Annotated in this window: 23 protein-coding genes and 1 riboswitch; of the genes, 6 read left to right on the top strand and 17 right to left on the bottom strand. The window is 73.1% G+C overall.

The genetic code is table 11. The annotated features are described in order from the left end of the window. From ACE3QY_RS12840 to ACE3QY_RS12825, 4 genes are all read right to left on the bottom strand, one after another. The coding region (locus ACE3QY_RS12840) for a dihydroxy-acid dehydratase (RefSeq protein WP_374456413.1) at positions 1–295 on the bottom strand (295 nt) is incomplete at its 3' end. 69 nt (positions 296–364) lie between these two features. Continuing rightward, on the bottom strand, positions 365–970 hold the full coding sequence (locus ACE3QY_RS12835; RefSeq protein WP_374456412.1) for a helix-turn-helix domain-containing protein: 606 nt from the start codon (positions 968–970) through the stop codon (positions 365–367). 276 nt (positions 971–1,246) lie between these two features. After that, positions 1,247–1,702, bottom strand: coding sequence for an SRPBCC family protein (locus ACE3QY_RS12830; protein ID WP_374456411.1), 456 nt, complete (start codon positions 1,700–1,702; stop codon positions 1,247–1,249). 31 nt (positions 1,703–1,733) lie between these two features. Further along, positions 1,734–2,825, bottom strand: coding sequence for a WD40/YVTN/BNR-like repeat-containing protein (locus ACE3QY_RS12825; RefSeq protein WP_374456410.1), 1,092 nt, complete (start codon positions 2,823–2,825; stop codon positions 1,734–1,736). Positions 2,826–2,879: 54 nt separating this feature from the next. On the opposite strand from ACE3QY_RS12825, the gene ACE3QY_RS12820 reads away from it, so the two are divergent. From ACE3QY_RS12820 to ACE3QY_RS12810, 3 genes are read left to right on the top strand one after another with little or no spacing between them, the layout of a single operon-like run. Next, entirely contained in the window at positions 2,880–3,461 is a 582-nt protein-coding gene (locus tag ACE3QY_RS12820) for a PadR family transcriptional regulator (RefSeq protein WP_374456409.1), read from the top strand. 9 nt (positions 3,462–3,470) lie between these two features. Further along, complete coding sequence (locus tag ACE3QY_RS12815; protein WP_374456408.1) at positions 3,471–4,370, top strand: DMT family transporter; 900 nt, start codon at positions 3,471–3,473, stop codon at positions 4,368–4,370. 11 nt (positions 4,371–4,381) lie between these two features. Continuing rightward, positions 4,382–5,518 carry a sorbosone dehydrogenase family protein gene (locus ACE3QY_RS12810; protein ID WP_374456407.1) on the top strand — a complete coding sequence of 379 codons (1,137 nt, stop codon included), beginning with the start codon at positions 4,382–4,384 and terminating at the stop codon, positions 5,516–5,518. Here ACE3QY_RS12810 and ACE3QY_RS12805 read toward each other — a convergent pair. The 9 genes from ACE3QY_RS12805 to gatC form a co-directional block, all read right to left on the bottom strand. Beyond that, positions 5,505–6,299, bottom strand: a complete 795-nt coding sequence (locus tag ACE3QY_RS12805) for an ECF transporter S component (RefSeq protein ID WP_374456406.1) — start codon at positions 6,297–6,299, stop codon at positions 5,505–5,507. The genes ACE3QY_RS12810 and ACE3QY_RS12805 overlap by 14 nt on opposite strands. Further along, a complete protein-coding gene (locus ACE3QY_RS12800) occupies positions 6,296–7,888 on the bottom strand; it encodes an ABC transporter ATP-binding protein (RefSeq protein ID WP_374456405.1) in 1,593 nt (530 codons plus the stop codon). The genes ACE3QY_RS12805 and ACE3QY_RS12800 overlap by 4 nt, the downstream gene beginning before the upstream one ends. After that, positions 7,885–8,994 carry an energy-coupling factor transporter transmembrane component T gene (locus ACE3QY_RS12795; RefSeq protein ID WP_374456404.1) on the bottom strand — a complete coding sequence of 370 codons (1,110 nt, stop codon included), beginning with the start codon at positions 8,992–8,994 and terminating at the stop codon, positions 7,885–7,887. Before ACE3QY_RS12795 ends, ACE3QY_RS12800 begins: the two co-directional genes overlap by 4 nt. After that, positions 8,991–10,022, bottom strand: coding sequence for a hypothetical protein (locus ACE3QY_RS12790; RefSeq protein WP_374456403.1), 1,032 nt, complete (start codon positions 10,020–10,022; stop codon positions 8,991–8,993). The genes ACE3QY_RS12795 and ACE3QY_RS12790 overlap by 4 nt, the downstream gene beginning before the upstream one ends. A gap of 7 nt (positions 10,023–10,029) precedes the next feature. Continuing rightward, positions 10,030–11,739, bottom strand: a complete 1,710-nt coding sequence (locus ACE3QY_RS12785; RefSeq protein ID WP_374456402.1) for a hypothetical protein — start codon at positions 11,737–11,739, stop codon at positions 10,030–10,032. 72 nt (positions 11,740–11,811) lie between these two features. Further along, positions 11,812–11,951, bottom strand: a riboswitch (cobalamin riboswitch). A 102-nt stretch (positions 11,952–12,053) separates the two neighbouring features. Beyond that, positions 12,054–13,463 (bottom strand): prenyltransferase/squalene oxidase repeat-containing protein, encoded by a 1,410-nt coding sequence (locus tag ACE3QY_RS12780; protein ID WP_374456401.1) that lies wholly within the window; start codon positions 13,461–13,463, stop codon positions 12,054–12,056. A gap of 196 nt (positions 13,464–13,659) precedes the next feature. After that, positions 13,660–15,162: an Asp-tRNA(Asn)/Glu-tRNA(Gln) amidotransferase subunit GatB gene (gatB, locus tag ACE3QY_RS12775; protein WP_374456400.1), complete on the bottom strand. Its 1,503-nt coding sequence runs from the start codon at positions 15,160–15,162 to the stop codon at positions 13,660–13,662. Then, positions 15,159–16,673, bottom strand: a complete 1,515-nt coding sequence (gene gatA / locus ACE3QY_RS12770; protein ID WP_374456399.1) for an Asp-tRNA(Asn)/Glu-tRNA(Gln) amidotransferase subunit GatA — start codon at positions 16,671–16,673, stop codon at positions 15,159–15,161. The genes gatB and gatA overlap by 4 nt, the downstream gene beginning before the upstream one ends. Further along, the gene (gatC, locus tag ACE3QY_RS12765) at positions 16,673–16,972 is read right to left on the bottom strand and encodes an Asp-tRNA(Asn)/Glu-tRNA(Gln) amidotransferase subunit GatC (protein ID WP_374456398.1); all 300 of its coding nucleotides are present in this window, start codon (positions 16,970–16,972) and stop codon (positions 16,673–16,675) included. The genes gatA and gatC overlap by 1 nt, the downstream gene beginning before the upstream one ends. Before the next feature lie 182 nt (positions 16,973–17,154). On the opposite strand from gatC, the gene ACE3QY_RS12760 reads away from it, so the two are divergent. From ACE3QY_RS12760 to ACE3QY_RS12750, 3 genes are read left to right on the top strand one after another with little or no spacing between them, the layout of a single operon-like run. Then, complete coding sequence (locus ACE3QY_RS12760; RefSeq protein WP_374456397.1) at positions 17,155–18,702, top strand: N,N-dimethylformamidase beta subunit family domain-containing protein; 1,548 nt, start codon at positions 17,155–17,157, stop codon at positions 18,700–18,702. 35 nt (positions 18,703–18,737) lie between these two features. Next, positions 18,738–19,367, top strand: a complete 630-nt coding sequence (locus ACE3QY_RS12755; RefSeq protein ID WP_374456396.1) for a hypothetical protein — start codon at positions 18,738–18,740, stop codon at positions 19,365–19,367. Next, positions 19,364–20,275 carry an LCP family protein gene (locus tag ACE3QY_RS12750; protein WP_374456395.1) on the top strand — a complete coding sequence of 304 codons (912 nt, stop codon included), beginning with the start codon at positions 19,364–19,366 and terminating at the stop codon, positions 20,273–20,275. Before ACE3QY_RS12755 ends, ACE3QY_RS12750 begins: the two co-directional genes overlap by 4 nt. Before the next feature lie 3 nt (positions 20,276–20,278). On the opposite strand, the gene ACE3QY_RS12745 is transcribed toward ACE3QY_RS12750, so the two are convergent. The 4 genes from ACE3QY_RS12745 to ligA all read right to left on the bottom strand — a co-directional run bounded on the left by ACE3QY_RS12745 (position 20,279) and on the right by ligA (position 26,686). Beyond that, entirely contained in the window at positions 20,279–20,923 is a 645-nt protein-coding gene (locus ACE3QY_RS12745) for a response regulator (protein ID WP_374456394.1), read from the bottom strand. Between the two features lie 23 nt (positions 20,924–20,946). Further along, the gene (locus ACE3QY_RS12740; protein WP_374456393.1) at positions 20,947–23,187 is read right to left on the bottom strand and encodes a sensor histidine kinase; all 2,241 of its coding nucleotides are present in this window, start codon (positions 23,185–23,187) and stop codon (positions 20,947–20,949) included. Positions 23,188–23,251: 64 nt separating this feature from the next. After that, positions 23,252–24,502, bottom strand: a complete 1,251-nt coding sequence (locus ACE3QY_RS12735; RefSeq protein ID WP_374456392.1) for a hypothetical protein — start codon at positions 24,500–24,502, stop codon at positions 23,252–23,254. A 78-nt stretch (positions 24,503–24,580) separates the two neighbouring features. Then, positions 24,581–26,686 carry an NAD-dependent DNA ligase LigA gene (ligA, locus tag ACE3QY_RS12730; protein WP_374456391.1) on the bottom strand — a complete coding sequence of 702 codons (2,106 nt, stop codon included), beginning with the start codon at positions 26,684–26,686 and terminating at the stop codon, positions 24,581–24,583. Positions 26,687–26,858 lie beyond the last annotated feature (172 nt).

The following is a 26,858-nucleotide window of genomic DNA, read 5'->3' as shown; positions in this document are numbered from 1 at the left end:
GCATGCCCTCGTGGCCCATGGAGATGCCGTCGGAGACGGAGATGGTGCCGAACTCCAGGGGGTACCCGCCGCCGGCGTGCACGCCGCTCTTCACGGCCTTCGCGAGCCGGTCGAGGCTGAGGTTGCACGGCGTGATCTCGTTCCAGCTCGACGCGACGCCGATCTGGGGCTTCTCCCAGTCGTCGTCACCCATGCCCACGGCCCGGAGCATCCCTCGCGCAGCGGTCGCCTCGAGGCCGTCGGTGACGGCGCGGCTCCGGGGCTTCAGGTCGGGTGCGTCGGCTCTGTGGGTCATGCCGTCAGGCTAGTGCGCCCTCCCCTGCAGGCCGCGCGCCGTCTCATCCGGACCGCGGTCCGTGCGGCCTCAGGCGAGCGTCGCGCCTCGTCTCCGCTGCTCCCGGACCTCGTCGAGGTGCTCGGCCTCCGCGGCGAGCTGCCACACGGACGGGTGGTCGTCGGGGGTGCCCCACACCGCCCGGAAGACCGCTCGCCAGTGCGGGTCGTACGTGCACCGGATCCCGGGGTCCCGCTGCTTCCGCGAACGGTCGATCGCGCGGTAGTAGTCGATCGAAGTGCTCCGGAGGTGGCGCGGCACCCACCACCCCCGCACCGTGAGGTCGCCGTGTGCCGGGTAGCGGCTGCCACCGTGCTGCCGCGCGCCGTCGTCACGCATCGGACCCACCTCCTCCCCTGTCTCCTCGTCGTGGAAGCTGGTGCGCAGGCCAGCCAGCCACAGCAGGTGGCGCAGCACGCTGGCCCGTGGGCTCGTCCGCTCGGTCTCCCACCTCGCCACGACCGACTGCGACACCCCGAGGATCTCCGCCAGCCCGCGCTGCGACACCTCGAGGATCCGCCTGATGCGGCGTACGAGCCCTGGTATTCCGCCGTCGAAGGGCCCCATGGCCATCCACTCGATCTCCTCCTCCGTCAGGAGGTGGACGGGGATCTGGTGCGGGTCGGTGCTGGTCATGCTTGTCTCCTCCGGTCGGACGGAACGTCGTCCTGCCATCCCAGAGGCGGCCCCCGACAACCGCGGACTGCTCCTCCACACGCCATGCGCGCCACGCTCGGAGCCTGCGTCCTGTGGACGCTTCGTGGCCTGGTCGGCGCCGGCCGCCCTCGCCGCCGTACGTCCCTCGACCCCCTGCGCGTTGAGTCTCTGAGGGACTCGACGCGCATGCCGGGCGCGCGGCGGCCTTGAGTCTCCTGGAGACTCAACGCACACAGGGCGGCGGGCGGGGTCGGGTCAGACCCGCTCGGCCTCCTGCTTGAGGGACGCGAGGCCCTTCTCGAAGTCCTTGCCGATGGCCTTGTCGAAGAACAGCTTGCCCATCACCGACATGATCGCGCTGCGCTGACCGGTCATCGTCCACGTCACGTCGGTCGCGTCGCCGGACGGCACGAGGCGGAAGCTCGTCACGTTGGTGGCCTTGAAGGGCTTGAGGAACTGGAGGTCGACCACGACCGACGTCGGGGTGGACTCCTTGATCTGCATCTCGCCCTCGCCGGCCTTCTTGTTGCCGGCCCAGTGGTACGTCGAGCCGACCCCGTGGTCGGGGCCGGTGTACTCGCGGCTCAGGTCCGGGTCCAGGCCCTCCCACGGGGACCACTTCTGCCACTCGCGGAAGTCGTCGAGGAGGGCGTGGACGCGGCTGGGCTCCGCCTGGATGCGGGTGCTGCGGGAGAGCGAGAAGTCGGCCATGGCGCTGAGGGTAGACCCAGGTGGGCCGGTGTCAGGAGATCTTCGCGGCACGTACGACGAGCACGTCGGGCAGGTCCTTGTGGATCTCCTGCCACGACCCGCCCTCGTCGGGCGAGGCCCACACGCCGCCGTTGCGGCCGCCGAAGTACAACCCGACCTGCTCGTGGTCGTCGACGCACATCGCGTCGCGCATCACGGCCGTGAAGTAGCCGTCGGGGAGCGCGCCCTCGCCGAGCGGCTCCCACGACGACCCGGCGTCGGTCGTCCGGTAGACCCGCGCCTTGCCGTCGACGGGCCACCGGGCCTCGGCGCCGGTGATCGGGAAGTTGTACGCCGTGTCGGCGCGGTGCGGGTGGGCGACCATCGCGAAGCCGAACTCGGTGGGCAGCCCCGGAGCGATGTCCTGCCAGCTGGCGCCACCGTCGTCGGAGCGGTAGACGCCGCCGTGGTTCTGCAGGTAGAGCCGGTCGGGGTCGGCCGAGTCGCGGGCGACCTTGTGCACGCACTGGCCGAACTCTGGGTAGTTGCGCTCGCCCGGGAAGAACTCTGCCTTCACGCCGGTGTTGGACGGCTTCCACGACTCACCCCCGTCGGCGGTGGCGTACACACCACCGGTCGAGAGGGCGGCCAGGACGTGCTCGCCGTCGCGCGGGTCGGGCAGGATCGTGTGGAAGGCCTGACCGCCGAAGCCCTCGTTCCACTCGGGCCGGTGGGGGTGGTCCCAGAGCCCGCGCACCAGCGAGAAGGTCTCCCCGCGGTCGGTCGAGCGGAAGACGGCTCCCGGCTCGGTGCCCGCCCACACCACGTCGTCCTCGAAGCCCGGCTGGAGCTGCCAGACGCGGGCGAGGGTCGCCCCGGTGTCCTCCGGGAACCGAGCCGCACCGTTGGGTGTCTCGTCCCAGGTCGCGCCGAGGTCGTCGGAGCGCCACACCTGCGGCCCGAGCCAGCTCGACGAGGCGCCTGCGAGCAGCCGCGGCGACGCGCCGCGGTTGTCGATCATGACGGAGTAGACCTCCTCCATCGGGAAGTGCGGGCCCGTCCACTCCCAGGAGGTCCGGGCCTCGTCGGAGGTCCCCAGCCACATGCCCTTGCGAGTTCCGACCATGAGCAGCGTGCGCGACATCGAGCCTCCCCGTTCCGTGACTATTCCGATTAGGAACACTACTCTCGGGACGAGATGAGTCAAGACATCCCGGTGACCGGTTACGCGATCCTCGGCCTCCTCACCTTCGGCGACGAGCTGACGGGGTACGAGATCAAGCAGCGCGCCGACATCACGCTGCGCTTCTACTGGGTCTCCCCCGCGATGAGCCAGATCTACACCGAGCTCCGCCGGCTCACCGACCACGGCCTGGTGCGGGCCGACGCCCGGCAGGAGGGCGGGCGCGAGGTGACGTCGTACGCCATCACGGCGGACGGGCAGGACGCCCTGCGCGCGTGGCTGGACGGCACGCCGGCCGGGTTCCCGGTGCTCAAGCACACGGTGCTCCTCCGGCTGCTCATCGGTCACGCGACCGAGCCCGACCACACGCGGCAGATGCTGCACGACTACCTCGGCGAGCTCGACACGGCCCTGCACGACCTCGCCGAGGTGCGTGAGGCGCTCCGCGGTGCGGACCGGCCGGGTGAGCCGTTCCGGTTTCCCTCGCTGGTCGCGGACTGGGGCCTGGACTACTTCGCCGCCGAGGCCCGGCACGCCCATCGTGCGCTGGCCAGCCTCGGTGAGACCGGCGACGGCACCCGGGCCGCCACTGAATAGGCTGGCCGCGTGACCGAACGACCGAGCCGCTCCCTGCTCGGGCCGGTCGGCCTGGTCCTCGTCGGGATCCTCTCGGTGCAGCTCGGCGCTGCGATCGCGAAGGGCCTCTTCGGCGAGATCTCGCCGACGGCGATGGTCTGGCTCCGGCTCGTCACCAGCGCGCTCGTCCTCGCCGCGGTCGCCCGGCCGCGGTTCGCCGGCCACTCCCGCCGGGACTGGCTCGTCGTCGTCGGGTTCGGCCTGAGCCTGGCCACCATGAACTGGGCGATCTACCAGTCCTTCTCGCGCATCCCGCTCGGCATCGCCGTCACGATCGAGTTCATCGGGCCGCTGACGCTCGCCGTGCTCGGGTCACGGCACGCCCGCGACCTGGTCTGGGTGCTGCTCGCCGGGCTGGGGGTGGTGCTGCTCGGCTTCGAGCGGAGCGACCTCGACGTCCTGGGCGTCGTGTACGCCCTCCTCGCCGGCGCGGCGTGGGCGGCGTACATCCTGCTCAGCGCGAGCACTGGACGTCGCTGGCCGGGGTTCGACGGCCTGGCGGTCGCCAGCCTGGTCGCCGCGGCGGGGATGACGCTGCCGGCGCTGCTCAGCGCCGGGTCGAGCCTCTGGGACGGGCGGATCCTGCTCATCGGCGCCCTCGTCGGGCTGCTCAGCTCGGTGATCCCCTACAGCTGCGAGCTCGTCGCGCTCCGCAGCCTGCGCCCGGCGGTCTTCGGGATCCTGATGAGCCTCGAGCCGGCAGCCGCGGCGCTGGCGGCGATCGTCGTCCTGCACGAGACCCTCGCACCGGTCCAGTGGTTGGCGGTCGCGTGCGTCGTCGCCGCCTCCATCGGCGCGACCCGGTCGGGGTCGGCGCCCGGCGAGCATCCCTCGGAGCATTCGGCGGCGCCGGGCACACTGGCCACGTGAAAGGGGGCCACATGAGGTCACGACTCGCCATCGGTTCGCTGGCGCTGGCGCTGGGGGCAGCGGCCGGGTGCTCGAGCGACACGGAGGACCCGATCCCGCGCACGACCCAGCCCACCGACCTGCCCAGCCAGCCCACGCCGAGCCAGACCGAGGACGGTGGCGGCAACGGAGGCGGCAACGCCGCACCGAAGGCAGGGGGCACGATCGCGGACCTGCTCGAGGTCCCGTGGGGCGTGGGCTTCCTGCCCGACGGGGACGCGGTCGTCACCGAGCGGATCTCGGGCCGGGTCCTGAGGGTCACCGCCGACGGCACGCTGACCCGGCTCGGCGCCCTGTCGGGCGCGGTGCCCGAGGGCGAGGCCGGACTGCTCGGCGTCGCGGTGTCGCCGGACTTCGACAGCGACCGGACGCTGTACTTCTACCTCACCACCGATAGCGACAACCGGGTCGTCAGCGCCGAGCTCGACGGCGACGCGCTCGGCGAGCCGACCCTCGTCCTGGACGGCATCCCGCGCGGGTTCATCCACGACGGCGGGCGGCTGGCCTTCGGCCCGGACGGCTACCTGTACGTCACCACCGGCGAGACCGGGAACCCCGACCTGGCGCAGGACCCCGCCAGCCTCGCCGGGAAGATCCTGCGGATCACGGCCGACGGCGAGCCCGCGCCCGGCAACCCGGACCCCGGCTCCCCCGTGTGGTCGCTGGGCCACCGCAACGTGCAGGGCCTGGCGTGGGACGACGAGGGCCGGTTGTGGGCCTCGGAGTTCGGCGATTCCTCCTGGGACGAGCTCAACCTCATCGAGAAGGGCGGCAACTACGGCTGGCCGCGCTTCGAGGGCCGGAGCGGCGGCGAGGACTTCGTCGACCCGCAGCTCGTCTGGCCGGTCGAGGAGGCCTCCCCCAGCGGGCTCGCGTGGGCCGACGGCCACCTGTGGATGGCCGGTCTGCGCGGCCAGCGGCTGTGGCGGATCGACGTGTCTGCTAGCGGCAAGGCGTCGAACCCCACGGCGTTCTTCACCGAGGACTACGGCCGCCTGCGCACCGTGGCCGCCGCGCCCGACGGCACGATCTGGGTCACCACCTCCAACCGGGACGGACGCGGCGAGCCGACCCCGACCGACGACCGGATCATCGTCATCCAGCCCTGACGACGGCGCGCCGTGCCGCGCGGCGCAGCGTGGTCAGGATCGCCGGGCCGAGCACGACGACGGCAACGGCCGTCGTGATGGCCCGGCCGGTGTCCCACCCACCAGTCGAGGTGAGCAGCGAGTAGACGAGGAACCGGTGGGCGTTCTCCAGGACCGGGGCGCCGGCGACGTAGGCCAGCGAGCCCTCGTGCCCGGGCACCGCGATGCCGAGGGTGAAGGGCCAGGAGCTGAGGTTCATCAGGAGCCCGTAGAGGTAGGACGCCACCACCGCGTAGCCGGCGAGCATCGCGATCTCGACCCGCCCACCGACGCGGCGCGGCAGGAGCCCGGCCCCCATCCCGACCCACGCCGAGCAGATCATCTGGAACGGCAGCCACGGGCCGACCCCTGCCGTGAGCAGGGCCGAGGCGAAGAGCGACGTACAGCCCAGGGCGAAGCCGAATCCGGCCCCGAACACGCGCCCGCCCAGCACCAGCAGGAAGAACACCAGCTCGATGCCGGCCGTGCCGGCACCGAGGCCGCGCAGCACCGCGTTGATCGCCGACAGCACGCCGAGGACCGCGAGGACGCGCGAGTCCATGCCGCCCTCCCCCATCTCGGCGAGCACCACGACCATGACCAGCGGCAGGAGCGCGAGGAACACGAACGGCGGCTCGACGCGCTGCCCCGGCTGGGCGTCGAGCAGCAGCGGCCAGCACAGCATCATCAACCCGGCCACGGAGGCGAGCGCCAGGACCACGGCGGTACGCCGGCCGATCGGGAGCGCGACGGGGCTGCTCATCGGCCGCTCTCGCGCAGCGCCGCGGCCACTTCCTCGACCACGAGCCACGGCGGCCCGAGGACCTTGGTGACCTGCGGGGCGAACGACGGCGACTCGGCGAGCACCCGGCGCGGCGGGCCGCTGGAGACGACCTCCCCCTCGGCCATCACCACGACCTCGTCGGCGACGTGGGCGGCGAACTCGACGTCGTGCGTGGCCAGGAGGACGGCCCGTCCGTCGGCGGCGAGGTCGGACACGATCCGGGCCAGCTCGGCCTTGCCGGCGTAGTCGAGGCCGCGGGTCGGCTCGTCAAGGAGGACCACCGGGGGCCGGGCGGTCAGCACGATCGCCAGCGCGAGGGCGAGCCGCTGTCCCTCCGAGAGGTCGCGCGGGTGGCTGTCGCCGTCGATGCTCGGGGCGAGCCGGTCGAGCAGTCCCCGGCAGGTGCCCGGCTCGGCGTCGGTGCCGCCGTCGGCGGCCGCGCACTCGTCGGCGACCGTCTCGAGGTAGAGCAGGTCGGCGGCCGTCTGCGGCACCAGCCCGACGTGCGTACGTCGTTGCGCCGCGGACAGCGACGCCGGGTCGTCGCCGGCGATGTTCAACGTGCCGGAGCGGCGCTTCCCCGATCCCTGCAGCGCCCAGATCAGGCTCGACTTCCCTGAGCCGTTGCGGCCCATCAGCACGGTCACACACCCCGCGGAGAGGGTGAGGTCGACCTCGCGGACGGCCACCGTGGAGCCGTGGACGACGGTGATCCCCCGCCCGGCGAGGACGGGATCACTGACGGCCTCCGGCGACGGCTGCGGCGCGGGCAGCGCGGGGAGCGAGCGGGCGTGGCGCCGGGCATCGCGCACCGTCAGCGGCAGCGGCTCCCACCCGGCGAGGCGGCCGAGCTCGACCAGCGGCGGGGCGACCGGCGAGTCAGCGAGGACGACCTGCGGGCGGTCGACCCGGATCCCGCCGTCGCCGGTGACCAGGCAGATCCGGTCCGCGAACGGCACCACCCGCTCCAGCCGGTGCTCGGCGAGCAGCACCGTCAGGCCGAGGTCGTGGACGAGGCGGGTGATGGTGGCGAGCACGTCCTCCGCGGCGGTCGGGTCGAGCGCGGAGGTCGGCTCGTCGAGGACGAGGACGCGCGGGTGCGTGGTGAGCACGGAGCCGATGGCGACGCGCTGCTGCTGGCCGCCGGACAGCGTGCGGAGGTCTCGCGCCCGGAGGTCGGCGATGCCGAGCAGGTCGAGGGTCTCCTCCACCCGGCGGCGCATCGTCTCGGGGGCGGTCCCGAGCTGCTCCATCCCGTAGGCGAGCTCCTCCTCGACGGTGTCGGCCACGAAGCCCGCGAGCGGGTCCTGGCCGACGTAGCCGACGAGGTGGGCACGCTCCCGTGGCGGCTGCTCGACGATGCTGGTGCCGTCGAGGAGGACGTCGCCGGTGAGGACGCCGCCGGTGAAGCGCGGCACGAGGCCGGTCACCACGCCGAGCAGCGTGGACTTGCCGACGCCCGTGCGTCCGGAGACGAGCACGAGCTCGCCCTCCTCGAGCGTCAGGTCGACGTCGCGCAGCACCTCGTGGCGGTCGTAGCGGAAACCGATCCCGCGCAGCTCGATCATGCCGCCGCCTCCTGCGCGAGTGCGGTGGACGGCAGCGGCGTGGTGACGGCCGGGACCAGGCCGAGCAGGCCGACGAGCAGCGCAAGCGGGGAGAGGTACGGCGTCACGTCCACGCCGGGGTAGGCGACGGCCACCTGGCTGCGGGCGAACCACCAGCCGAGGACCGCGACCGCGAGTCCGATGCCGACGGTGACGAGCTCGGGCGAGCGCCACGCGTCGGGTCGGTAGCGGGTGCGCTGGACGCGGCGGCCGGCGCTGACCAGGCCGACGACCGCGGCGACCACCCCCGCGGCGAGCATCGGCAGGGCCAGCACCCGGGGCGCGGTCGGGTCGAGCCAGGCATAGGTGCCGACGCAGATGCCGGTCAGGGCGAGGAGCAGCAGGGAGCCGGTCGTCCAGCGCTCGCGTGCCGTCGCGCCACCGGAGCGGCCGTACCCGCGGGTGTCCATGCCGGCGGCGAGGGCGAGCGACCGCTCGAGCGCGTCCTCGAGCACCGGGACGAGGAAGCGGCGCAGCCGTCCCACACCCGTCGTCGTACCGCCGCGCAGCGCCTGGGCCGCCCGGACCCGGCGGGCGCTGTCGGCGAGCTGCGGGAAGATCGTGACCGCCACGACCATCGCGGTGCCGATCTCGTACAACGCCGGCGGCACCGAGGCGAGCAGGCGCTTGGGGTTGGCGAGCGAGTTGGCGGCGCCGACGCAGAGGATGATCGCGGCGAGCCGTAGCCCGTCGTAGAGCCCGGCGAGGAGCGCCTCGCTGGTGATCGGTCCGAGCAGCCGGATGCCGGCCGCCCAGTCCGGGAGCGGAACCTCGGGGAGGTCGAGCAGCACGTGCCCGACCTCCTGGCCGCCGAAGAGGATCCGGAAGACGACGCGCGCGACGACCGTGACGGCGGCGAGCAGGGCGTACAGCCGGAACGAGCGCCCGAACGGGTGACCGGAGCGTCGCGCCATCACCACCACCGTGGCCGACCCCATGACGAGGAGCAGCAGCAGAGGGTTGGTGGTCAGCGAGGCTGCGGTGGCGAGCCCGACCGCCCAGGTCCACCAGGCGATCGGGTGCAGGTCACGCGGCAGTCCCCACAGGGACGGCGCCGAACCGGTCACGGCGTGCCGGACCCCCGTCGACGCCGAGCGACCAGTGCACTGGCCACGATCGCGACGGCGAGCAGGCCGACGACGCTCCAGGTGACCGCCGCGGGGATCCGGGTCGGCTCGCCGGCGGCGGGCTCCCCGGCCTCGGACGACGCACTGGGCGTTGAGTCGCTGGGAGACTCAACGCCCACGGACGTGTCCTCGGAGGGGTCGCTGGACGTTGAGTCGCTGGGAGACTCAACGCCCACGGTCGGGTCCTCGGACGGCGTGCTCGACGCTGAGTCGCTGGGAGACTCAGCGTCAAGGGGCGACTCGGAGGGGCTGCTGGGCGAGGTCGACGGGGAAGGCGAGGGCGAGCCGGACTTCGTCGGTGACGGCGTGGCCGACGGCGAGCTGCCGCTGCCCTTGCCGCCGCCCTTGCCGCCGCCCGTGCTACCGCTGCCACCCTGGCCGCCGCCGCCACCGGATCCCGAGGTCGGCGTGGCCGTCGGCGACGAGGTCGGCGACGAGGTGGTCGGTGACTGCGTCGGGCTGGGCGGCGCGACCGGCGGGGCCACGGACGGCGGGACCGTCGAGCCGCTGGGGCGGTCCTGCTGCCACGACCAGCCCACGGACCCGCCGGCGGGGACGGTCTGGCCGCCGACGCCGGCGGAGGCGTAGGTCCACGACCCGGTCGTGCCGTCGGACCACCACAGGCCCCAGTAGGCGTTGGCGGGCGAGGCGTTCACGCACGGGTCGCTGGCAGGTACGCCGTTGACCCGGCAGACGAAGCCCGGCGACCGGGTGGCGTAGCTGATGTCCACCCCGACCGAGGCGAAGACCGCGGCTGCGCTCTTGCCGCCGCCGTCCGGGGCGCACGCCGTGACGGTGCTGCCGCCGAGCTCGCGGTAGTCGACGACGACGCTCACGCCGCCCGACGTGGTGCAGGTGGCGGCACCGGCCGCAGCGACGTACGCCGTCGGTGCGAGCAGGACCGATCCCCCGCCCACAACGGCGAGTGCCAGCGCGCGGGCGAGGGACCGCATCCAGGAGGAGCTCATCGAGTGATCAGCCCTTGGCGGCCTTGAGCCGGAACGTCGTGACCGAGCGCTGCGCGCCCTTGGCCTTCTGGACCGCGCGGACCTTCAGCGGACCCTTGGCCACGAGTGCACGCGCGGTCTTCGTCAGCTTGAGGACCAGGCGCTTCTCGCCGCCGGGGGCGACGCGGTAGGTGCGCTCGGAGACGGTCACGAGCTTCTTGTGGACCATCCCGGGGACCGTGACCTTGCCAGCGGTGCGGACGGTGAGGGTGCCCGCGCAGGCCACGGTCGAGACGCAGTCGACGTCGAGCGAGAAGCGGTTCTTCCGCACCTTCTCGACCTTGGCGGCGCTGAGCTTCCCGACGGTCGGCGGCACGACCGGCGTGGCGGTGGCGAGCGTGCTCGCGGCCGCGGACCCACCGAGGGTGGCCAGCTTGAAGGCGTGGGTGGCCGCGCCGGCCGGGAGGTCGAAGGTCACCGGGACCGCGCCGCCGGTGCCCGTGACGGGCTTCGCCACGGTGCCGAGGCTGACGCACGCCGCCTCACCCTGGCCGAGGCCGGTCACGGTGACGGTGACGGTGCTCTTCTCCACCGCGGTGGCCGGGGCGGAGAGCCCCAGGGTCCCGGTCGCGGCGGGCGCGCTCGCCAGGGCCGGGAGGGCCTGGGCGGTGGTCCGGCGGTACTGGTCGCGGGCGCCCACGGTGATGCCGGACGTCCGGGCGGCCGTCAGGATGCTCGGCTTGTAGGCCACGCCACCGTTGTCGGCGGCGAGCTTCGTCGCGCACGGGGCGAGGTCGGCGACCTGCACGGCCCGCAGCCAGGTGGCGGCCTTGGCGGCCGCGGACGTCTCGCCGGCGCGGGACAGCGCCCAGCCGGCCAGGCCGGTGGTGTTGGCGTTGTAGCCCTCGGTCGCACCGGCGCTGAACGAGCCGTCGGCGGCCTGCTGGCCCTTGAGCCAGTCGGCCGCGAGGGCGGCCGCGCCGCGGGAGGCCTTGGTGGCGCCCGGGGTGTCGAGGAGGTTGATGACCGTCAGGGCAGTCGTGTCGACGCTGCCGGTGTCGGCGCTCGTGCAGCCCTGCTCGGTGTCGGCCTTGTCGCCGTTGAGCTGGGCACGGAAGAAGCCGTCGTCGCACTGCTGGTCGAGCAGGAACGCCGTCGCGTCGGCCGCGCGCGACGAGCCGGCCGTGGTCAGCGCCCGCGCGGCGAACGACTGGCCAATGACGTTGACGAAGTCGGCGTCGTAGGGGTCGCTCGGGTTCACGCCGGCGTCCTCGAGGCGGCCGGTGAGCGGGGCGGAGGACGAGACGAGGTCCTCGAGGCGGGCGACCTGGTCGATGCCGTTGAAGTCGGTGGCGTCCTTGCCGGTCGCCTGGGCGAGGCTGACCAGCTTGGCGGCGCTGCCGGCGTACACCCGGCTGGGGGTCCACGGAGCCCCTGTGGCCCAGGACTCCGACAGCGGCTCGACCGCGTCGGTGATGCCGGCGGCGGCAGCGTCCTTGCCGACCGCCTTCAGCGCGAACGCGACGTCCGCGGACAGCCCGAGGTCGTCGAAGTCGTACTCGTCGTTGTGCACCACCCCGCCGGTGAGCTGGCCGGTCAGCCACGTCGCGCCCGCGTCGACGGCGCGCTGGGCGGTCGGGCTGGCCGGAAGCGGAGCGGCGTACGCCGGCTGGGTGAGCGCGGGGGCGAAGGTGGTGGCGGCCAGGGCGACGGCGGCCAGTCCGGAGAGGATCTTCATGGTCCCTTCCCTCACTGCGACAGCGAGGGCGCCGGTGGGACCGTCGACCCGCTGCATTCCTCGACAGCGATGGTGATCAAGACGCGTCGAGGCAGGTGTTCCGGCTCGCACGGGATCGCTCCCGTGCCCACGGTTGCGGGTCAGCGCCGGAATCGGACCGGCTTTCCCCAGCTCGGGCGTGTGTGGTGCCGACCCGGGTGGGTGCGGCGTGCGAAGCGTAACCCCGCCCCCGTCCGGGACGCACTTCGGCCCGGCGTCTCGGGACGCCGGGCCGAAGCAGGCCGAAGCCGGGTGGAGCGGGTGGTGCGGGTGGGTCAGTTGCGGACCCGGAGCGACGTACGAGCGTCGTCGTCCGAGGTCTTCACGAGGGCGACCCGGCGCTGGTTGCCCGCGGGCAGCTGCAGCTTGCGCACGATCTTCTCGCCGGACTTCTTGCCCGTCAGGCGCAGGAAGTCACCCTTGACCTGCAGGCAGGCGCTCTCGCTCGGAGCCAGGCCGTAGACCCGGAACTGCACGCGCTGGCCGGCGCGGGCCTCCTTGCGCACGGACACGATCTTCAGCTTGTCCTTGCTCGCCGGGGCGAACTGCAGGCCGAGGATCGCCTGGGCGGTGGCACGTCGCCACTCGTCACGGGCGTCGGCCGGGATGCCGGTGACCGCGGCGCCCTTCGTCCGGTCCTTGCGATAGGCGACGGCACCGGTGTCCTTGGTCAGCGCCGTGCGGCACTTGTACTTGTCGACCGGCTGGTTCTTGCGGACCCACAGCGCCGCCTTCTGGGACGCGTCGCGGTTCTGGAGCAGGCCGAGGGCGTAGCCGCCGATGGCCGTGGTGTTGGTGTTGATCTTGCTCACCGGGGCGGCGGCGCGGATGGCACCGCTGCCGCGCTGGCGCGCGGCCAGCCAGGTGCCGGCCTTGGCCAGGGCGCCGGTGACCGCGGCGCTCTTGTCGCCCGACTCGATCAGGTTGATCACGGCGATCGCGGTGGCGTCCGGGTCGGCCTGGCTCCCGGCGGCACCCTCGGCGCACGCCTGGCTGGGCACGTCGGCGTTGTCGAAGCCGCCGCGGAAGTAGCCGGAGGCGCACTGCTGCTTGAGCAGGAAGTCGCGCGCCGCACCCGCCTCGGCGGAGCCCGCGAGCGTCAGCGCACGCACGGCGTACGACTGGCCGATCACGTTGGCGTGGTTGCCGAACTCGGACTTGTCGAACACCCGGCCGGCGATGGCTGCCGCCTGCGGCTGTGCCGCGGGGTCGGCCGGGACGTTGGCCGTGCGCTCCTCGAGGCGGGCGATCAGGTTGATCCCGCCGTAGCTGGTCGGGTTCTTCTTGGCGACGCGGGCGAAGGTCGCGGCCTTGGCGAGCGGGCCGGCGTAGCTCTCCTTGGTGCCGTCACCGACGTACTCGGCGATGCGCGGCTCGAGGGAGTTGTTGATCGCCGTGACCGTCCCGCCCTGGCTGGCGACGGTGGAGAGCGACATCCCGGTGTCGATGGTCAGGCCGAAGTCCGGTGCGGACTTGCCCATCATCAGGCCGTTGCTGAGCTCACCGGCGATCCACTCCGCGGCGATCGTCGACGGCGTGCTGTCGGTGCCGCCCGCCGCCTTGGCGGCGCGCAGGGCGGGCGTCGGCTCCGCGGACGCGGGCGGCGCGGCGAGCACGCCGGCGCCCAGCGCCACGGTCGAGAGTGCGACCGCGGCCGATCGGATGGGTCGAATGCGATGGTGCATGACTTCCTTCCCGCTCGCCGAGGACCCCACGACGGCAGGCAGCCGTCCAGTACCCCGTGTGGTGCGAGCGTTGGTTGGTGATGTGACCAATGTGACTCGCCACGACCCTAACAAGTTGTCTAGACCGGGCCGCAAGTGGGCGAATCAGACCAAAGTCGGGGGTACCGGACGGCTATGAGGAAGCAATGGGGCCGGGTCAGGCCAGCTTCTCGAGGATCAGCTCGCGCACCCGGCCGGCGTCGGCCTGGCCACGCATCTCCTTCATCACCGCGCCGATGAGGGCGCCGGCCGCGGCGACCTTGCCGTCGCGGATCTTGTCGGCGACGTCGGGGTTGGCGGCGATCGCGTTGTCGACGGCCGCGCCCAGGGCGCCGTCGTCGGACACGACGGCCAGGCCACGAGCAGCCACGACCTCGTCGGGCGTGCCCTCACCGGCGAGCACGCCCTCAAAGACCTGGCGCGCGAGCTTGTCGTTGACGACCTTCTCGTCCACGAGCGCCTGGATGCGTGCCACGTCCGCCGGGGTGATGGGCAGGTCGACCAGGTCGACCCCGTCCTCGTTGCTGCGCCGCGCGAGCTCACCGAGCCACCACTTGCGGGCAGCCTGAGGCGCGGCCCCCTCGGCGATGGTCTCCTCGACCAGGCCGAGCGCGCCGGCACCGATCGTGTCGCGCATCTCCATGTCGCTGAAGCCCCACTCGGCCTGCAGCCGGGCGCGGCGCACGGTCGGGTTCTCCGGCAGCGTCCCGCGCAGCTCCTCGACCCACTCACGGCTGGGGGCGACGGGGACGAGGTCGGGCTCGGGGAAGTAGCGGTAGTCCTCGGCGTCGGACTTCTCCCGGCCGCTCGTGGTGATGCCGGTGTCCTCGTGCCAGTGGCGGGTCTCCTGCAGGATCGAGCCGCCGCTGCTGAGGATCGCCGCGTGGCGCTGCATCTCGAAGCGCACCGCCCGCTCGACGGACCGGAACGAGTTGACGTTCTTGGTCTCGGTGCGGGTGCCGAGCACGCCGCTGCCCTTGGGCGAGAGCGAGAGGTTCACGTCGGCGCGCAGGTTGCCCTGGTCCATCCGGGCCTCGGACACGCCGAGCGCGACGATCAGCTCGCGCAGCTGGGCGACGTACGCCTTGGCGACCTCGGGTGCCTTCTCCCCCGCGCCGAGGATCGGGCGGGTGACGATCTCGATGAGCGGGATGCCAGCGCGGTTGTAGTCGACCAGCGAGTAGTCGGCGCCGTGGATGCGGCCGGTGGCGCCGCCGACGTGCAGCGACTTGCCGGTGTCCTCCTCCATGTGGGCGCGCTCGATCTCGACGCGGTAGGTCTCACCGTCCACGTCGACGTCCATCCAGCCGTCGAAGCAGATCGGCTCGTCGTACTGCGAGGTCTGGAAGTTCTTCGGCATGTCCGGGTAGAAGTAGTTCTTCCGGGCGAAGCGGCACCACTCGGCGATCTGGCAGTTCAGCGCCAGGCCGATGCGGATCGCCGACTCGACGGCCTTGCCGTTGACGACCGGCATCGCGCCGGGCAGGCCGAGGCAGGTCGGGCAGGTGCCGGCGTTGGGCTCGCCGCCGAAGACGGCCGGGCAGCCGCAGAACATCTTCGAGGCGGTGTTGAGCTCGACGTGGACCTCCAGGCCCAGCGCCGGGTCGTACGCCGCCAGCACGTCGTCGTACGCCATGAGCTCGGTAGTGGTCGCTGTCATCGCGAGACTCCTTCCAGGCCGGCGGCCTTGTCGAGCAGCGGACCGCCCCACTTCTGGGTGAGCAGCGCCTCGGCGGCCGCGCCGACGCGGTAGACGCGGTCGTCGGCGAGGGCCGGGGCGAGGACCTGGAGGCCGACCGGGAGGCCGTCCTCGTCGGCGAGTCCGTTGGGCACCGAGATGCCCGGCACGCCGGCCAGGTTGGCCGGGATGGTGGCGAGGTCGTTGAGGTACATCGCCATCGGGTCGTCGAGCTTCTCCCCCAGCCGGAACGCGGTCGTCGGCGCGGTCGGCGAGACGAGCACGTCGACCTGGTCGAAGGCCGCCGCGAAGTCGCGGCTGATCAGCGTGCGCACCTTCTGGGCCTGGCCGTAGTAGGCGTCGTAGTAGCCGCTGGAGAGGGCGTAGGTGCCGAGGATGATGCGGCGCTTGACCTCGTCGCCGAAGCCGGCGTCGCGGGTCGCGCGCATGACCTCCTCCGCCGACGGGTCACCGTCCGGCACCACGCGCAGGCCGTAGCGCATCGCGTCGAACTTGGCGAGGTTGCTCGACGCCTCCGCCGGGAGGATCAGGTAGTAGGCCGCGAGCGCGTGGACGAACGACGGGCACGAGACCTCGACGACCTCCGCGCCCGCGGCGACCATCGTCTCGACCGACTCGGTGAAGCGGGACATCACGCCCGCCTGCCAGCCCTCGCCCTGCATCTCGGTGATGACACCGATCTTCACGCCCGTCAGGTCGCCACTGGCGCCGGCATGCGCCGCCTCGGTGAAGGAGGGCCACTCCTGGGCGATCGAGGTGGAGTCGCGCGGGTCGTGGCCGCCGATGACGTCGTGCAGCATCGCCGCGTCGAGCACGGTGCGGGTGACCGGGCCGGCCTGGTCGAGGCTGTTGGCCAGGGCCACCAGGCCGTAGCGGGAGACGCCGCCGTAGGTGGGCTTCACGCCCACGGTGCCGGTGACGGCGCCGGGCTGGCGGATCGAGCCGCCGGTGTCGGTGCCGATCGCGAGCGGCGCCTCGAACGCCGCGACCGCCGCGGCGGAGCCGCCGCCGGACCCGCCGGGGATCCGGTCGAGGTCCCACGGGTTGCGGGTCGGGCCGTAGGCCGAGTGCTCGGTGGAGGAGCCCATCGCGAACTCGTCCATGTTGGTCTTGCCGAGGATCGGCAGGCCGGCCTCGCGCAGCCGCGTCACCACAGTCGCGTCGTAGGGCGGGATCCAGCCCTCGAGGATCTTCGACCCGCAGGTGGTCGGCAGGCCGCGGGTGGCCAGCACGTCCTTGACCGCGATCGGTACGCCGTCGAGCGGGCCGCGCGCCTCGCCGCGGGCGCGACGGGCGTCGGACTCGGCGGCCTGGGCGAGCGCGCCCTCGGGGTCGACGTGCAGGAAGGCGTGCACCCGCTCGTCGACCTCGGCGATGCGGTCGAGGTGGAGCTGGGTCACCTCGACGGAGGTGACCTCGCCGGCGGCGAGCTTGTCGGCGATGTCGGCTGCGGTGGTGCGCGGGTCGCCCATCACGCCTCCTCACCGAGGATCCGCGGGACGGAGAAGCGCTGCTCCTCCACGGCCGGGGCGCCGGACAGCGCCTCCTCTGCGGTCAGGCCGGGCACCACGACGTCCTCGCGGAACACGTTGGTCAGCGGCAGCGCGTGCGACGTGGGCGGCACGTCGTCCCCGGCGACACCGTTGATGGACGCGACCGAGTCGAGGATGACGCTCAGCTGGGGCGCCAGGTGGTCGAGCTCGGCGTCGGAGAGGTCGATGCGGGCGAGCATGGCCAGGTGGGCCACCTCGTCCCGTGAGATCTCAGGCATGCGCGCAATCCTAGGTCCCTGCCCCGCCCACCCACGCGACCGGTCGGGACCGCCGTCCCGATCGTCCCGGGCTGCCGGGATCCGTGCCCCATGTGCCGGGAAGCGCCCCCGGCGAATCGTCGGTCCCACGGCGTCGGAGGGTCCGTCGCCACGGACCACCCGGCAGGGGCGAGGCGATCGCGATGAGGGCACGGACACTGGTGGTGGGGCTGGCGATGGCGCCGATCCTGATGGGGTGCGGATCGTCGTCACGCCTGCCGGTCCGCGACGCGGGACACGGGGTGGGGGCCCTGCCCGCGCCGCGGACCTCCGGCACGGCGACCGAGGAGCCGCTCCCCGAGCCCCGCGGCTCGGAGGAGTGGCGGATCAGCCGGCCGGGCCTGCACGGGGAGGTGGCGGCGTACACCACCCGCGCCAGCGGGCTCCCGGGGACGCGGGTCGGGCTCAAGGTCTCGACCACCGAGGGTGGCTACGAGGTCTCGGCCTACCGGATCGGCTCCTACGAGGGAGGGACCGGCGCCTTCGTGTGGGAGTCCGGCTTCCGGCTCGGCCGGCAACAGTCGGCCCCGCGCTACTCGTCGTACGAGCGCCGCACGGTCGTGGCACCGTGGAAGCGCGACCTGACCGTCGACACCTCGACCTGGCTGCCCGGGTTCTACGTCTTCCGCCTGCGCACCGACACCGGCTTCGAGACCCAGGTCCCCTACGTCGTCACGTCCCCCTCGGCCGCCGGCACCGTCGCCCTCGTCGCACCCGTCACCACGTGGCAGGCCTACAACGAGTGGGGCGGCTACAGCCTGTACGCCGGCGCGAACGGCGACCACCCCAGCCGGGCCGTCAGCTTCGACCGGCCCTACAACGGGGCCACGGGCGCCAACGACTACCGGACGGCCGCCATCCCGATCGTGGTCCGGGCCGAGAGGACCGGGGTCCCGCTGTCGTACTTCACCAACATCGACCTCCACACGACGCCGAAGGCGCTGCAGGGCGCGCGCGGCTACGTCTCGATGGGGCACGACGAGTACTGGACGAACGACATGCGCGACGCGGTCCTCGGCGCCCGGGACGCCGGGACCAACCTGGCCTTCCTCGGTGCGAACACGATGTACTGGCGGATCCGGCTGGAGGAGGGTGCCGAGGACCCCGGGCGGGTCGTCGTCGGCTACCGGCACTCGGCCCACCTCGACCCGCTCCACGCGCAGGGATCGGTCGACACCACCGGCCTGTTCCGCGACCCGCCGGTCCCCCGTCCCGAGCACGACCTGCTGGGCATGCAGTACGAGTGCTACCCGGTCGACACCGACTACGTCGTCGCCAGCCCGGGCTGGTGGGGCTTCCGCGGCACCGGCGTACGACGCGGCGACCACGTCCACGGCCTCGTCGGCCCGGAGGCCGACCGGGTCTACCCCGACGGCCGGCTCCCCCGCCCGCTGCAGGTCCTGAGCCACTCGCCGTACTCGTGCCGGGGCGTCACCACGACGACGCAGTCGGTCTACTACACCTCCCGGTCGGGGGCGGGCGTCTTCAACGCCGGCACCCTGCGCTGGGGCTGCGCGATGGTCGACCGGTGCGAGCGCCCGCTGGGCGACGCGACCGCGGAGTTCGCCCGCACGGTGACCGGGACGCTGCTCGAGGAGTTCGCCCGCGGCCCCGTCGGCGAGCGGCACCCGGCGCACGACAACGTCGCCGACTTCGACCTCTCGACCGTCAACACGGTCCCCGCGAGCTGAGACAGCACGGGACACCGTCGGCCATGATGAGCGACATGGGTCAGCCTGGACGCCCCACCGGTCGCGCCACGCGCACCGCTGCGGTCGTCGCGGCCTGGGTCGCGGTCGCCGCCCTCGCCGCAGGGTGCTCGACGGGCCAGGAGCCCGACGACCCCGACCGGACGCAGGACGCGGAGAACGCCGCGCTGCGGGTGCAGACCGTCTGGGGGGCCGACCGGCTCGACGAGCAGACCGTCACCCGGCTCGAGGGCGAGGTCGGTGACGTGCTGTCGGACTACGTCGTCGAGGCGTTCCTCGGCGAGTTCCCGCGGGAGGACTTCGTCCAGTCGTTCGGCGCGTTCACGAGCAGGGCCGCCAGCAAGGCCGCGGGACAGATCGACATGCTCACCGCGTCCAGCTCCGGCGACGCCACGGCGATGCGCGCCACGCAGCTCGAGGCCCGGCTCTCCTTCCTCTCCCAGAGACGCACCGTGTACGCCGGCAGCGCCGCGGTCCGCTTCGCGTTCGAGGCCACCATGGACGACGGGTCGACGCGGCCGCTCGTGCTCGACGGCCGGATCCTGCTCGAGACCGACGGTGACAAGTGGCGGATCTTCGGCTACGACCTCGACTTCGACGACGGTGTCGCGACCGATGCCGACACGGAGCAGGAGGATGGGTCATGAGGTGGCTGCGCCGCATGACGGCCCGCCTCGTCCTGCTGGCCGGGGTCGCCCTGGTGGTGCCCACGGGCGGGGTCCACCCGACGACGATCAGCCTGACGACGATCGGCACGGCGAAGGCCGTCGACGCCGGCGCCGACACTCTCTGGGTGCTCGCCCTGGGCGCGGAGGCGTCCGGCGGGGCGGACGTCGAGGAGGCGCTGACCGACGCGATCCAGCTGGTGGGCGTCGAGCCGGGCACCGGGCGCGCGGTCGCGATCGGCCTCCCCCGCGACCTCTACGTCGACCTCCCCGGCGACCCCGGCCGGCTCAACACGGCGCTGCGGGACCACGGCCCCGAGGAGGTCGCCCGGCAGGTGGCGCAGCTGACCGGCGTCGAGCCCGACGTGGTGCTGGTGACGGGCTTCGACGGCTTCCTGACGATGATGGGCACGCTGGGTGACGTCGAGGTCGACTCTCCGCTGGAGCGGTTCACGACCGAGGAGGGCGGCGTCGTCGTGCGGCGCGGCGCCAACACGTTCGACGCCGAGCAGGCGCTCTACTACGCCCGCACCCGCACCTCGTTGCCCGGCCAGAGCGACTTCGAGCGGGTCGCCAACCACCAGCGGCTGCTCCTGGCGGCGCTCGAGCGGCTCAAGGCGGCCGAGGACGAGGAGGGCTTCATGGAGAGCGTCGCGCTCTCGGCGCTGGCCGGCCTCGAGACCGACATGACCCCCGGTCAGGTCTACCGCCTGGTGCAGTCGCTCACCACGGTCGAGCCGCGCCGCACCGCGGCCTGCATCATCGGTGGCACCTTCGAGACGATCGACGACGCCGCCGTCGTCGTGCCCGACCGCGACCAGGCGCGTGCGGTCGGCCGGGACGCCCTCGACGACATGCGCCTGCAGGGCGGCTGCCGCGACGGCTCGTGAGGGTCACCCCATCCCGGCCTCGCGTGCCTTGACGATCGCCTGCGCCCGGTGGGCGACCTGCAGCTTGGCGAAGATGTTGCTCGCGTGGTTGCGCACGGTCTTGACCGAGAGGTTCAGCTGCCGGGCGATCTCGCCGTTCTCCTTCCCCTCCGCGATCAGGCCCAGCACGACCCGCTCCTTGTCGGTCAGCTCGGGGAAGGCGTCACCCTTCGGGCGGCTGCGGGCGCCCGCGAAGTACGCCATCACCCGGTCCGCGATCCCGGGACCGAAGATCACCTCGCCGGCACCGACGGCCTGCACCGCCCGGGTGATCTCCCCGCGCCGCGCACCCTTGAGCAGGTAGCCCCGCGCGCCCGCCCGCACGGCCGCGAACACCGACTCCTCGTCCTCCATCATCGTCAGCACCAGCACCCCGATGTGGGGCGAGGACTGCACGATCTGGGCCGTCGCGTCGATGCCGTTGACCCGCGGCATGTGCAGGTCCATCAGCACCACGTCGGGTTGCAGGTCGAGCGCGAGCGCGACGGCCATCGCGCCGTCGCCCGCCGTGCCCACCACCTCCAGCGCCGGCGCGGCCGCCAGCAGCGCCTCGAGCCCACGACGGAACTCCTCGTGGTCGTCGGCGATCAGCACCCGGTGGGTGTCCATGCCCGCACCTCCCTCGACCTCGCTCATCCCTCGCCGAGCGGCAGCCGGACCCGTACGACGGTGCCGCCGCCCGGTCGCGGCACCACCTCGAACGAGCCACCGAGCTCTTCGGCCCGCTCACGCATCGAGGACAGGCCTACACCCGCCCGCCGGTCCGGGGCCAGACCCGAGCCCGTGTCGGCCACCTCGACGTGGAGGTCCCCGCCCCCGCGGGACAGCACCACGGTGCAGCGGTCGGCCCCGCTGTGCCGCTGCACGTTGTTCACCGCCTCCACCACGATCCGGTACGCCGCCACCTCCACCGCGGCCGGCAGCGGCTCGAGGTCGTCGCCCGCCTCGACGCTCCACGGCACCCGGACCGGCCCCGTGCCGGTCGTGTGCTCGGCGGCCCGGTGCCGCAGCGCCGAGACCAGGCCGAGCTGGTCGAGCGCCGGCGGCCGCAGCCCCTCGACGAGGCGGCGTACCTCCGCGATGTCCTCGCGCGCCTGGTCCGAGAGCCGGGCGACCAGGTCGGCGGCCTCGCCGGGGTCCTCGTGGATCAGGTCGGACGCGGCCTCGAGCCGCATCGCCAACGTCGCCAGCGACGGACCGAGCCCGTCGTGCAGGTCGCGACGCAACCGGCGACGCTCCTCCTCGCGGGCCGCCACCAGCCGCTGGCGCGACACCTGCAGCTCGCGGTTGGCCGCCATCGCCTGCACCAGCGCTCCCACCTGGCTGCCGATGTCCTCGAGGAGCCGCCGGTCACCCGGGCCGAAGGGGTCCCGGCCGACGTCGACCTCGACCTGCAGCCGGCCGAGGGTGGTGCCGCCGACCGCGAGGTCGACCGTCGCCGGAGTGCCGTACGCCGTCCCGATGGACGTGGCGATCGGCTCCGAGGTCCCCGTCGCGACGACGTCCACGGCGGCGTACGACAGGTGCAGGCGGCGGGCCAGCAGCTCGAGGGCCTCGCGCAGCACGTCCTCGGGCGCCGTCACGGCGTCGAGCCGTCGCAGGTCGGAGACGACCCGGTCGGGGAACTCGCGGTCGCCGTAGACGACGCGGCGGACCAGGCGCTGCACGGCCACCGCGACCGGCAGCAGGAGGAGGGCGAGCAGGCCACCGGTGAGCATCGACCCGACCGAGATGTCGGCCGCGGCGTCGACCGCGCGGACCAGGGCGACGAACGCCACGCCCACCACGACCAGCACCAGCGCCTGGACCAGCCCGCGCCGCACCCGCGGCTCGATCTCGTCGAGGTGGAAGTGCGCCGCGGCCGCGGCCAGGCACGCGAGCGGCACGCCTGCAGCGAGCGCGGCCAGGACGTCCCAGCGCAGCGGCGAGTCCACCGACAGCCACGCCGGCAGCTGCCCGAGGAACACCCAGGTGCCGAGTCCGGCACCGAGGCCGAGCAGCACCAGGCGGGTGGCGAGCACGTCCTCGCGCCGCTCGGCGCGGGCGTGGGCGAACGCCGCGACGAGGACCAGGGCCGGCACCGCCGCCCACAGCGCGGGCGTGGCGATCGTGGCGAGCACGTCGAGTCGCTCGGGTCGGGAGCCGGCGTCCCCGAGCGCCAGCCCCAGCCACGCGGCGTAGCCGACGAGCGGGACCGGCAGCGCCAGCGCCGGCACCCACCAGCCCAGCCGGCCCGGCAGCCGCACGAGCAGGGCGGCGGCCACCACGAGCGCGACGAGCCCCAGCGCGGCCAGGGACTCACCGACCACCTCCGGCCAGGCGCCACGCGAGTCCACCAGGTCGATCACCCCGGTGCCGAAGGGCACCGAGGTCAGCACCGCCGGCAGCAACGCCGCGGCGGCGAGGAACGCCCGGGCGGAGCCGGCCAGGGGCCGCGCCCAGAACACGGCGGAGCCCACGAGCAGGACCACGACAGCAGCCACGACCGACCGCCACTCGGCTCGGAGCGCCGAGACCACGGGGTAGTCGACCAGCCGGACGTCGACCTGCTGGATGCGGTCCAGCGCCCCGCCCGCGCGTCGCACCTCGTAGCGGAGGACGTCGCCGACCTCGCGCGCCGTCGTGGCGTCGCCCGCCAGCCACTCCTCCAGCGCGCGGCCGTCCACTGCCTGCACGCGGTCGCCCGGCAGCAACGGCGTCGAGCCGAACGTGCGGGCCACGGTCACCGACTCCGGCGACCGGGTCCCGTCCGGGAGCAGCGACGCCGACAAGCTGGTGCCGTCGGACGGACCTGCGGTGAGCGCGAGCAGCAGCCAGCCGGCCGGCAGCACCCAGGCCGCCGCGAGCACGAGCAGCCTGCCGGAGCGCGACATGGAGGCATCGTCCCGCGCCGCACGGGCGTGCGGAAGTGGACGCGCGGCCGGGCGGCGGGCCCGCTCAGCAGCTGGAGCGCTTCTCCGCCGCCTTGCAGGTGTCGTTGCCGCCACGACCGCGGGCGATGTCGAATCCCTTGCCGCCGTCGAGGCGGTCGGGCTGCCGCGAGCCGGTCATCACGTCCGCGCCGCCGCGGCCGTAGATCTCCGCGCGGTAGTCGGGGTGCGCCGTGATCACCTCGGAGGAGTTGCTGCCCTTGAAGATCGAGAGGGCGCGCGCCGGCAGCTGGACGTCGCTGAAGCCGGTGATCTTGCCTTCGAGCGTGTAGGGCTGCAGGTCTCGGATCGTGGTCTTCCTGAGCTGGTCGATGCGCACGGTCGGCTTGAGGGCCGGGTTGGAGTTGGGCAGCAGGCGCAGCTTGTCCTGGCCGCCGGAGCCCTTGGCCACGAAGCCCGAGTCGACCGGGAGCGGGAACGTGATCGTGTCGATCCCGCTGCCGCCGCGGATCACCTGGTGCAGCTCCGAGGCGCTCGAGATGGTGTCGCTCCCGCTACCACCGACGAGGTAGTCGCTGCCGACGGTGCCGGTCAGCGTGTCATCGCCGGCGTCACCGTAGAGCCGGTCGTTGCCGACGGCACCCGCGGTGTCGGCGACGACCGTGTCGTCGCCACCGCGGCCGAAGATGGTGTCGTCGCCGCCACGCGCGTAGATCGCGTCGGCCTTGTTGGTGCCCTTGACGGTGTCGTTGAGGGCCGATCCGACCAGGCGGATGCCGCCGTTGAAGCCGGTCACCGTGTCGTTGCCCTCCGCGGCGATCGCCACCGTGGCGCCCGCGCGGAAGTCGACCACGACCGGCGCGGCCGCGTTGGCGTACGACACCCCGTCGAGCACCACGAGGGTGCCGTCGGTCGCCGGCCGCGGGTCGTAGCCGAGGTCGATCGTGTCGTTGCCCTCGCCGCCCCAGACGGTGTCGCCCTTCTTCACCACGCGACCGAACTGGTCGATCCTGAGGGAGTCCGACTCGCCCCAGATCCGGTCGTTGCCGGGACCGCCGGCGACCCCGTCGGCGCCGTCGCCGGCGCAGATCAGGTCGTTGCCGCCGAGTCCACGGATCGTGTCGTTGCCGCCGCGGGCGACGATGACGTCGCGGCCCTCGGTGCCGGTGATGGTGTTGGGCTTGTTGTTGCCAACGATCGTCGCCTTCACGCCACCGCACGTCGGCGGCGCCGCCTGCGCGGACGGCACCAGGGCGAGCGGGACGGCGAGGCCGACGGCCGCGGCGAGCGCGGGGACGAGTGACCGGACGAGGCGCATGCTGACTCCCAAGGACTAGTCGTTCCGGGTCTCCTACCGCATCCTGCGCCTCTCAAACCCCGGGAGCCACCCGACCGGCTAGGAGCCGACGCCTTCGGGGCCCTTCTCCAGCAGCGCGGTGAACTGCTCCTCGTCGAGGACCGGCACGCCCAGCTGCTCGGCCTTGTCGGCCTTCGACCCGGCGTTCTCGCCGACGACGACGTAGTCGGTGTTCTTGGAGACCGATCCCGCCGCCTTGCCGCCGCGGCTGATGATCGCCTCCTTCACCGAGTCGCGGGTGTAGCCCTGCAGCGACCCGGTGGCCACGATGGTGAGGCCCTCCAGGGTGCGGGCGATCGACGCGTCGCGCTCGTCGGCCATCGACACCCCGTCGGCCTCCCAGCGGTCGACGATCGCGCGGTGCCAGTCGACGTCGAACCACGCGATGACGGCCTCGGCGATCGTGGGGCCGACCCCCTCGGCCGCGGCGAGCTCCTCCTCGCTCGCGGCCCGGATCGCGGCCATCGACTCGAACTCCTGCGCGAGGGCCCGCGCCGCGGTCGGACCGACGTGACGGATGGACAGCGCGACCAGCACGCGCCACAGCGGCACCTGCTTGGCCCGGTCGAGGTTGGCCGCCAGGCGCTCGCCGTTGGCCGAGAGCTGCGGTCCGTCCTCCCCCTTCTTCGGCGCCCGGGTGAACAGCGGCGCCTGCACCAGCTGCTCGCGGGTGAGGGAGAACAGGTCGCCCTCGTCGGTGACCACGCCGGCGTCGATGAGGGCCGACGCCGCCTCGTAGCCCAGCCCCTCGATGTCGAACGCACCGCGGCCCGCCACGTGGAAGACGCGCTCCCTGACCTGGGCCGGGCAGTGCTGGTGGTTGGGGCAGCGGAGGTCCTTGTCGCCCTCCTTCTGCTCGGCCAGCCGCGTGCCGCAGGACGGGCACTCCTCCGGCATCACCCACTTCTCGAGGCCCTCGGGACGCAGGCCCAGCACGGGCCCGACGATCTCGGGGATCACGTCGCCGGCCTTGCGCAGCACCACGGTGTCGCCCGGCCGGACGTCCTTGCGCTCCACCTCGTAGCGGTTGTGGAGGGTGGCGTTCTCGACCGTGGAGCCGGCCACCTTGGTCGGCTCCATCACGCCGTAGGGGGTGACCCGGCCGGTGCGGCCGACGTTGACCCGGATCTCGAGCAGCTTGGCGTTGACCTCCTCAGGCGGGTACTTGAACGCGATGGCCCACCGGGGTGCCCGCGACGTCGAGCCCATCCGGCGCTGGAGCGAGACCTCGTCGACCTTCACCACGACGCCGTCGATCTCGTAGGGGACGATCGAGTGCCGGTGCTCGCCGGCGTTCTCGATGTAGGCCTCCACGTCCTTGAGCGTCGGCACCACCCGGACCTGGTCGGAGGTCGGCAGCCCCCACGCGGCGAGCGCTTCGTAGGCGTGGGACTGGGCGACCGGCTCGAAGCCGCGTCGCTCGCCGATGCCGTGACAGACCATGCCGAGCGCACGACTGGCGGTCACGCGCGGGTCCTTCTGGCGCAGCGATCCGGCCGCGGCGTTGCGCGGGTTGGCGAAGGCCGGTCGACCCGCCTCGGTCATCGAGAGGTTGAGCCGCTCGAACGCCTCGACGGGGAGGAACACCTCGCCCCGGACCTCGAGCAGGGACGGCACCGGGAACTCGTCGGTGCCGGTGAGGCGGTGGGGCACCGAGTCGATGGTCTTGACGTTGGGGGTCACGTCCTCACCGGTCCGGCCGTCGCCCCTGGTCAGCGCGCGGACCAGGCGACCGTCCTCGTAGAGCAGGTTGATCGCGAGGCCGTCGACCTTGAGCTCGCACAGCAGGTCGGGAGCGGACAGCCCTTCGCGCTGGAGGCGGGCGTGCCACCCCTCGAGCTCGTCGTAGGAGAAGGCGTTGTCGAGGCTCTCCATCCGCTGGAGGTGGTCGACGGCGGTGAACTCGGTCGACACCGCGCCGCCGACCTTCTGGGTCGGCGAGTCGGGGGTCCGCAGCTCGGGATAGCTCTCCTCGAGCGCCTCGAGCTCCCGCAGCCGGACGTCGAAGTCGGCGTCGGAGAGGGTCGGGTCGTCGAGGACGTAGTAGCGCCAGCGCGCGTCCTCGACCTGCTCGCTGAGCTCCTGGTGGCGCTCGCGCGCCTCGGGCGTGGCGCTGGCGACCTGGGGCTCGTCGGCGGGACTCATGGAGGACAGTCTGCCGCCCACCTCCGACACCCGGCGTACGCCCTCGCCGCGCGGCTGCGGCGAGGACCGGTCTGGACCGGATGAAACTGATTTGTTCCATCGGAATAACCGTGGCTACGCTCCGGTTGCTCGAAACGAAACCGTTTCGTTTCATCGCTTGACCGACCTACGG

This window comes from Nocardioides sp. (genome assembly GCF_041913365.1).
Lineage (GTDB): Bacteria > Actinomycetota > Actinomycetes > Propionibacteriales > Nocardioidaceae > Nocardioides.
Note: the sequence above shows the minus strand (reverse complement) of the source record. Positions and strands in the feature narration are given on the sequence as shown.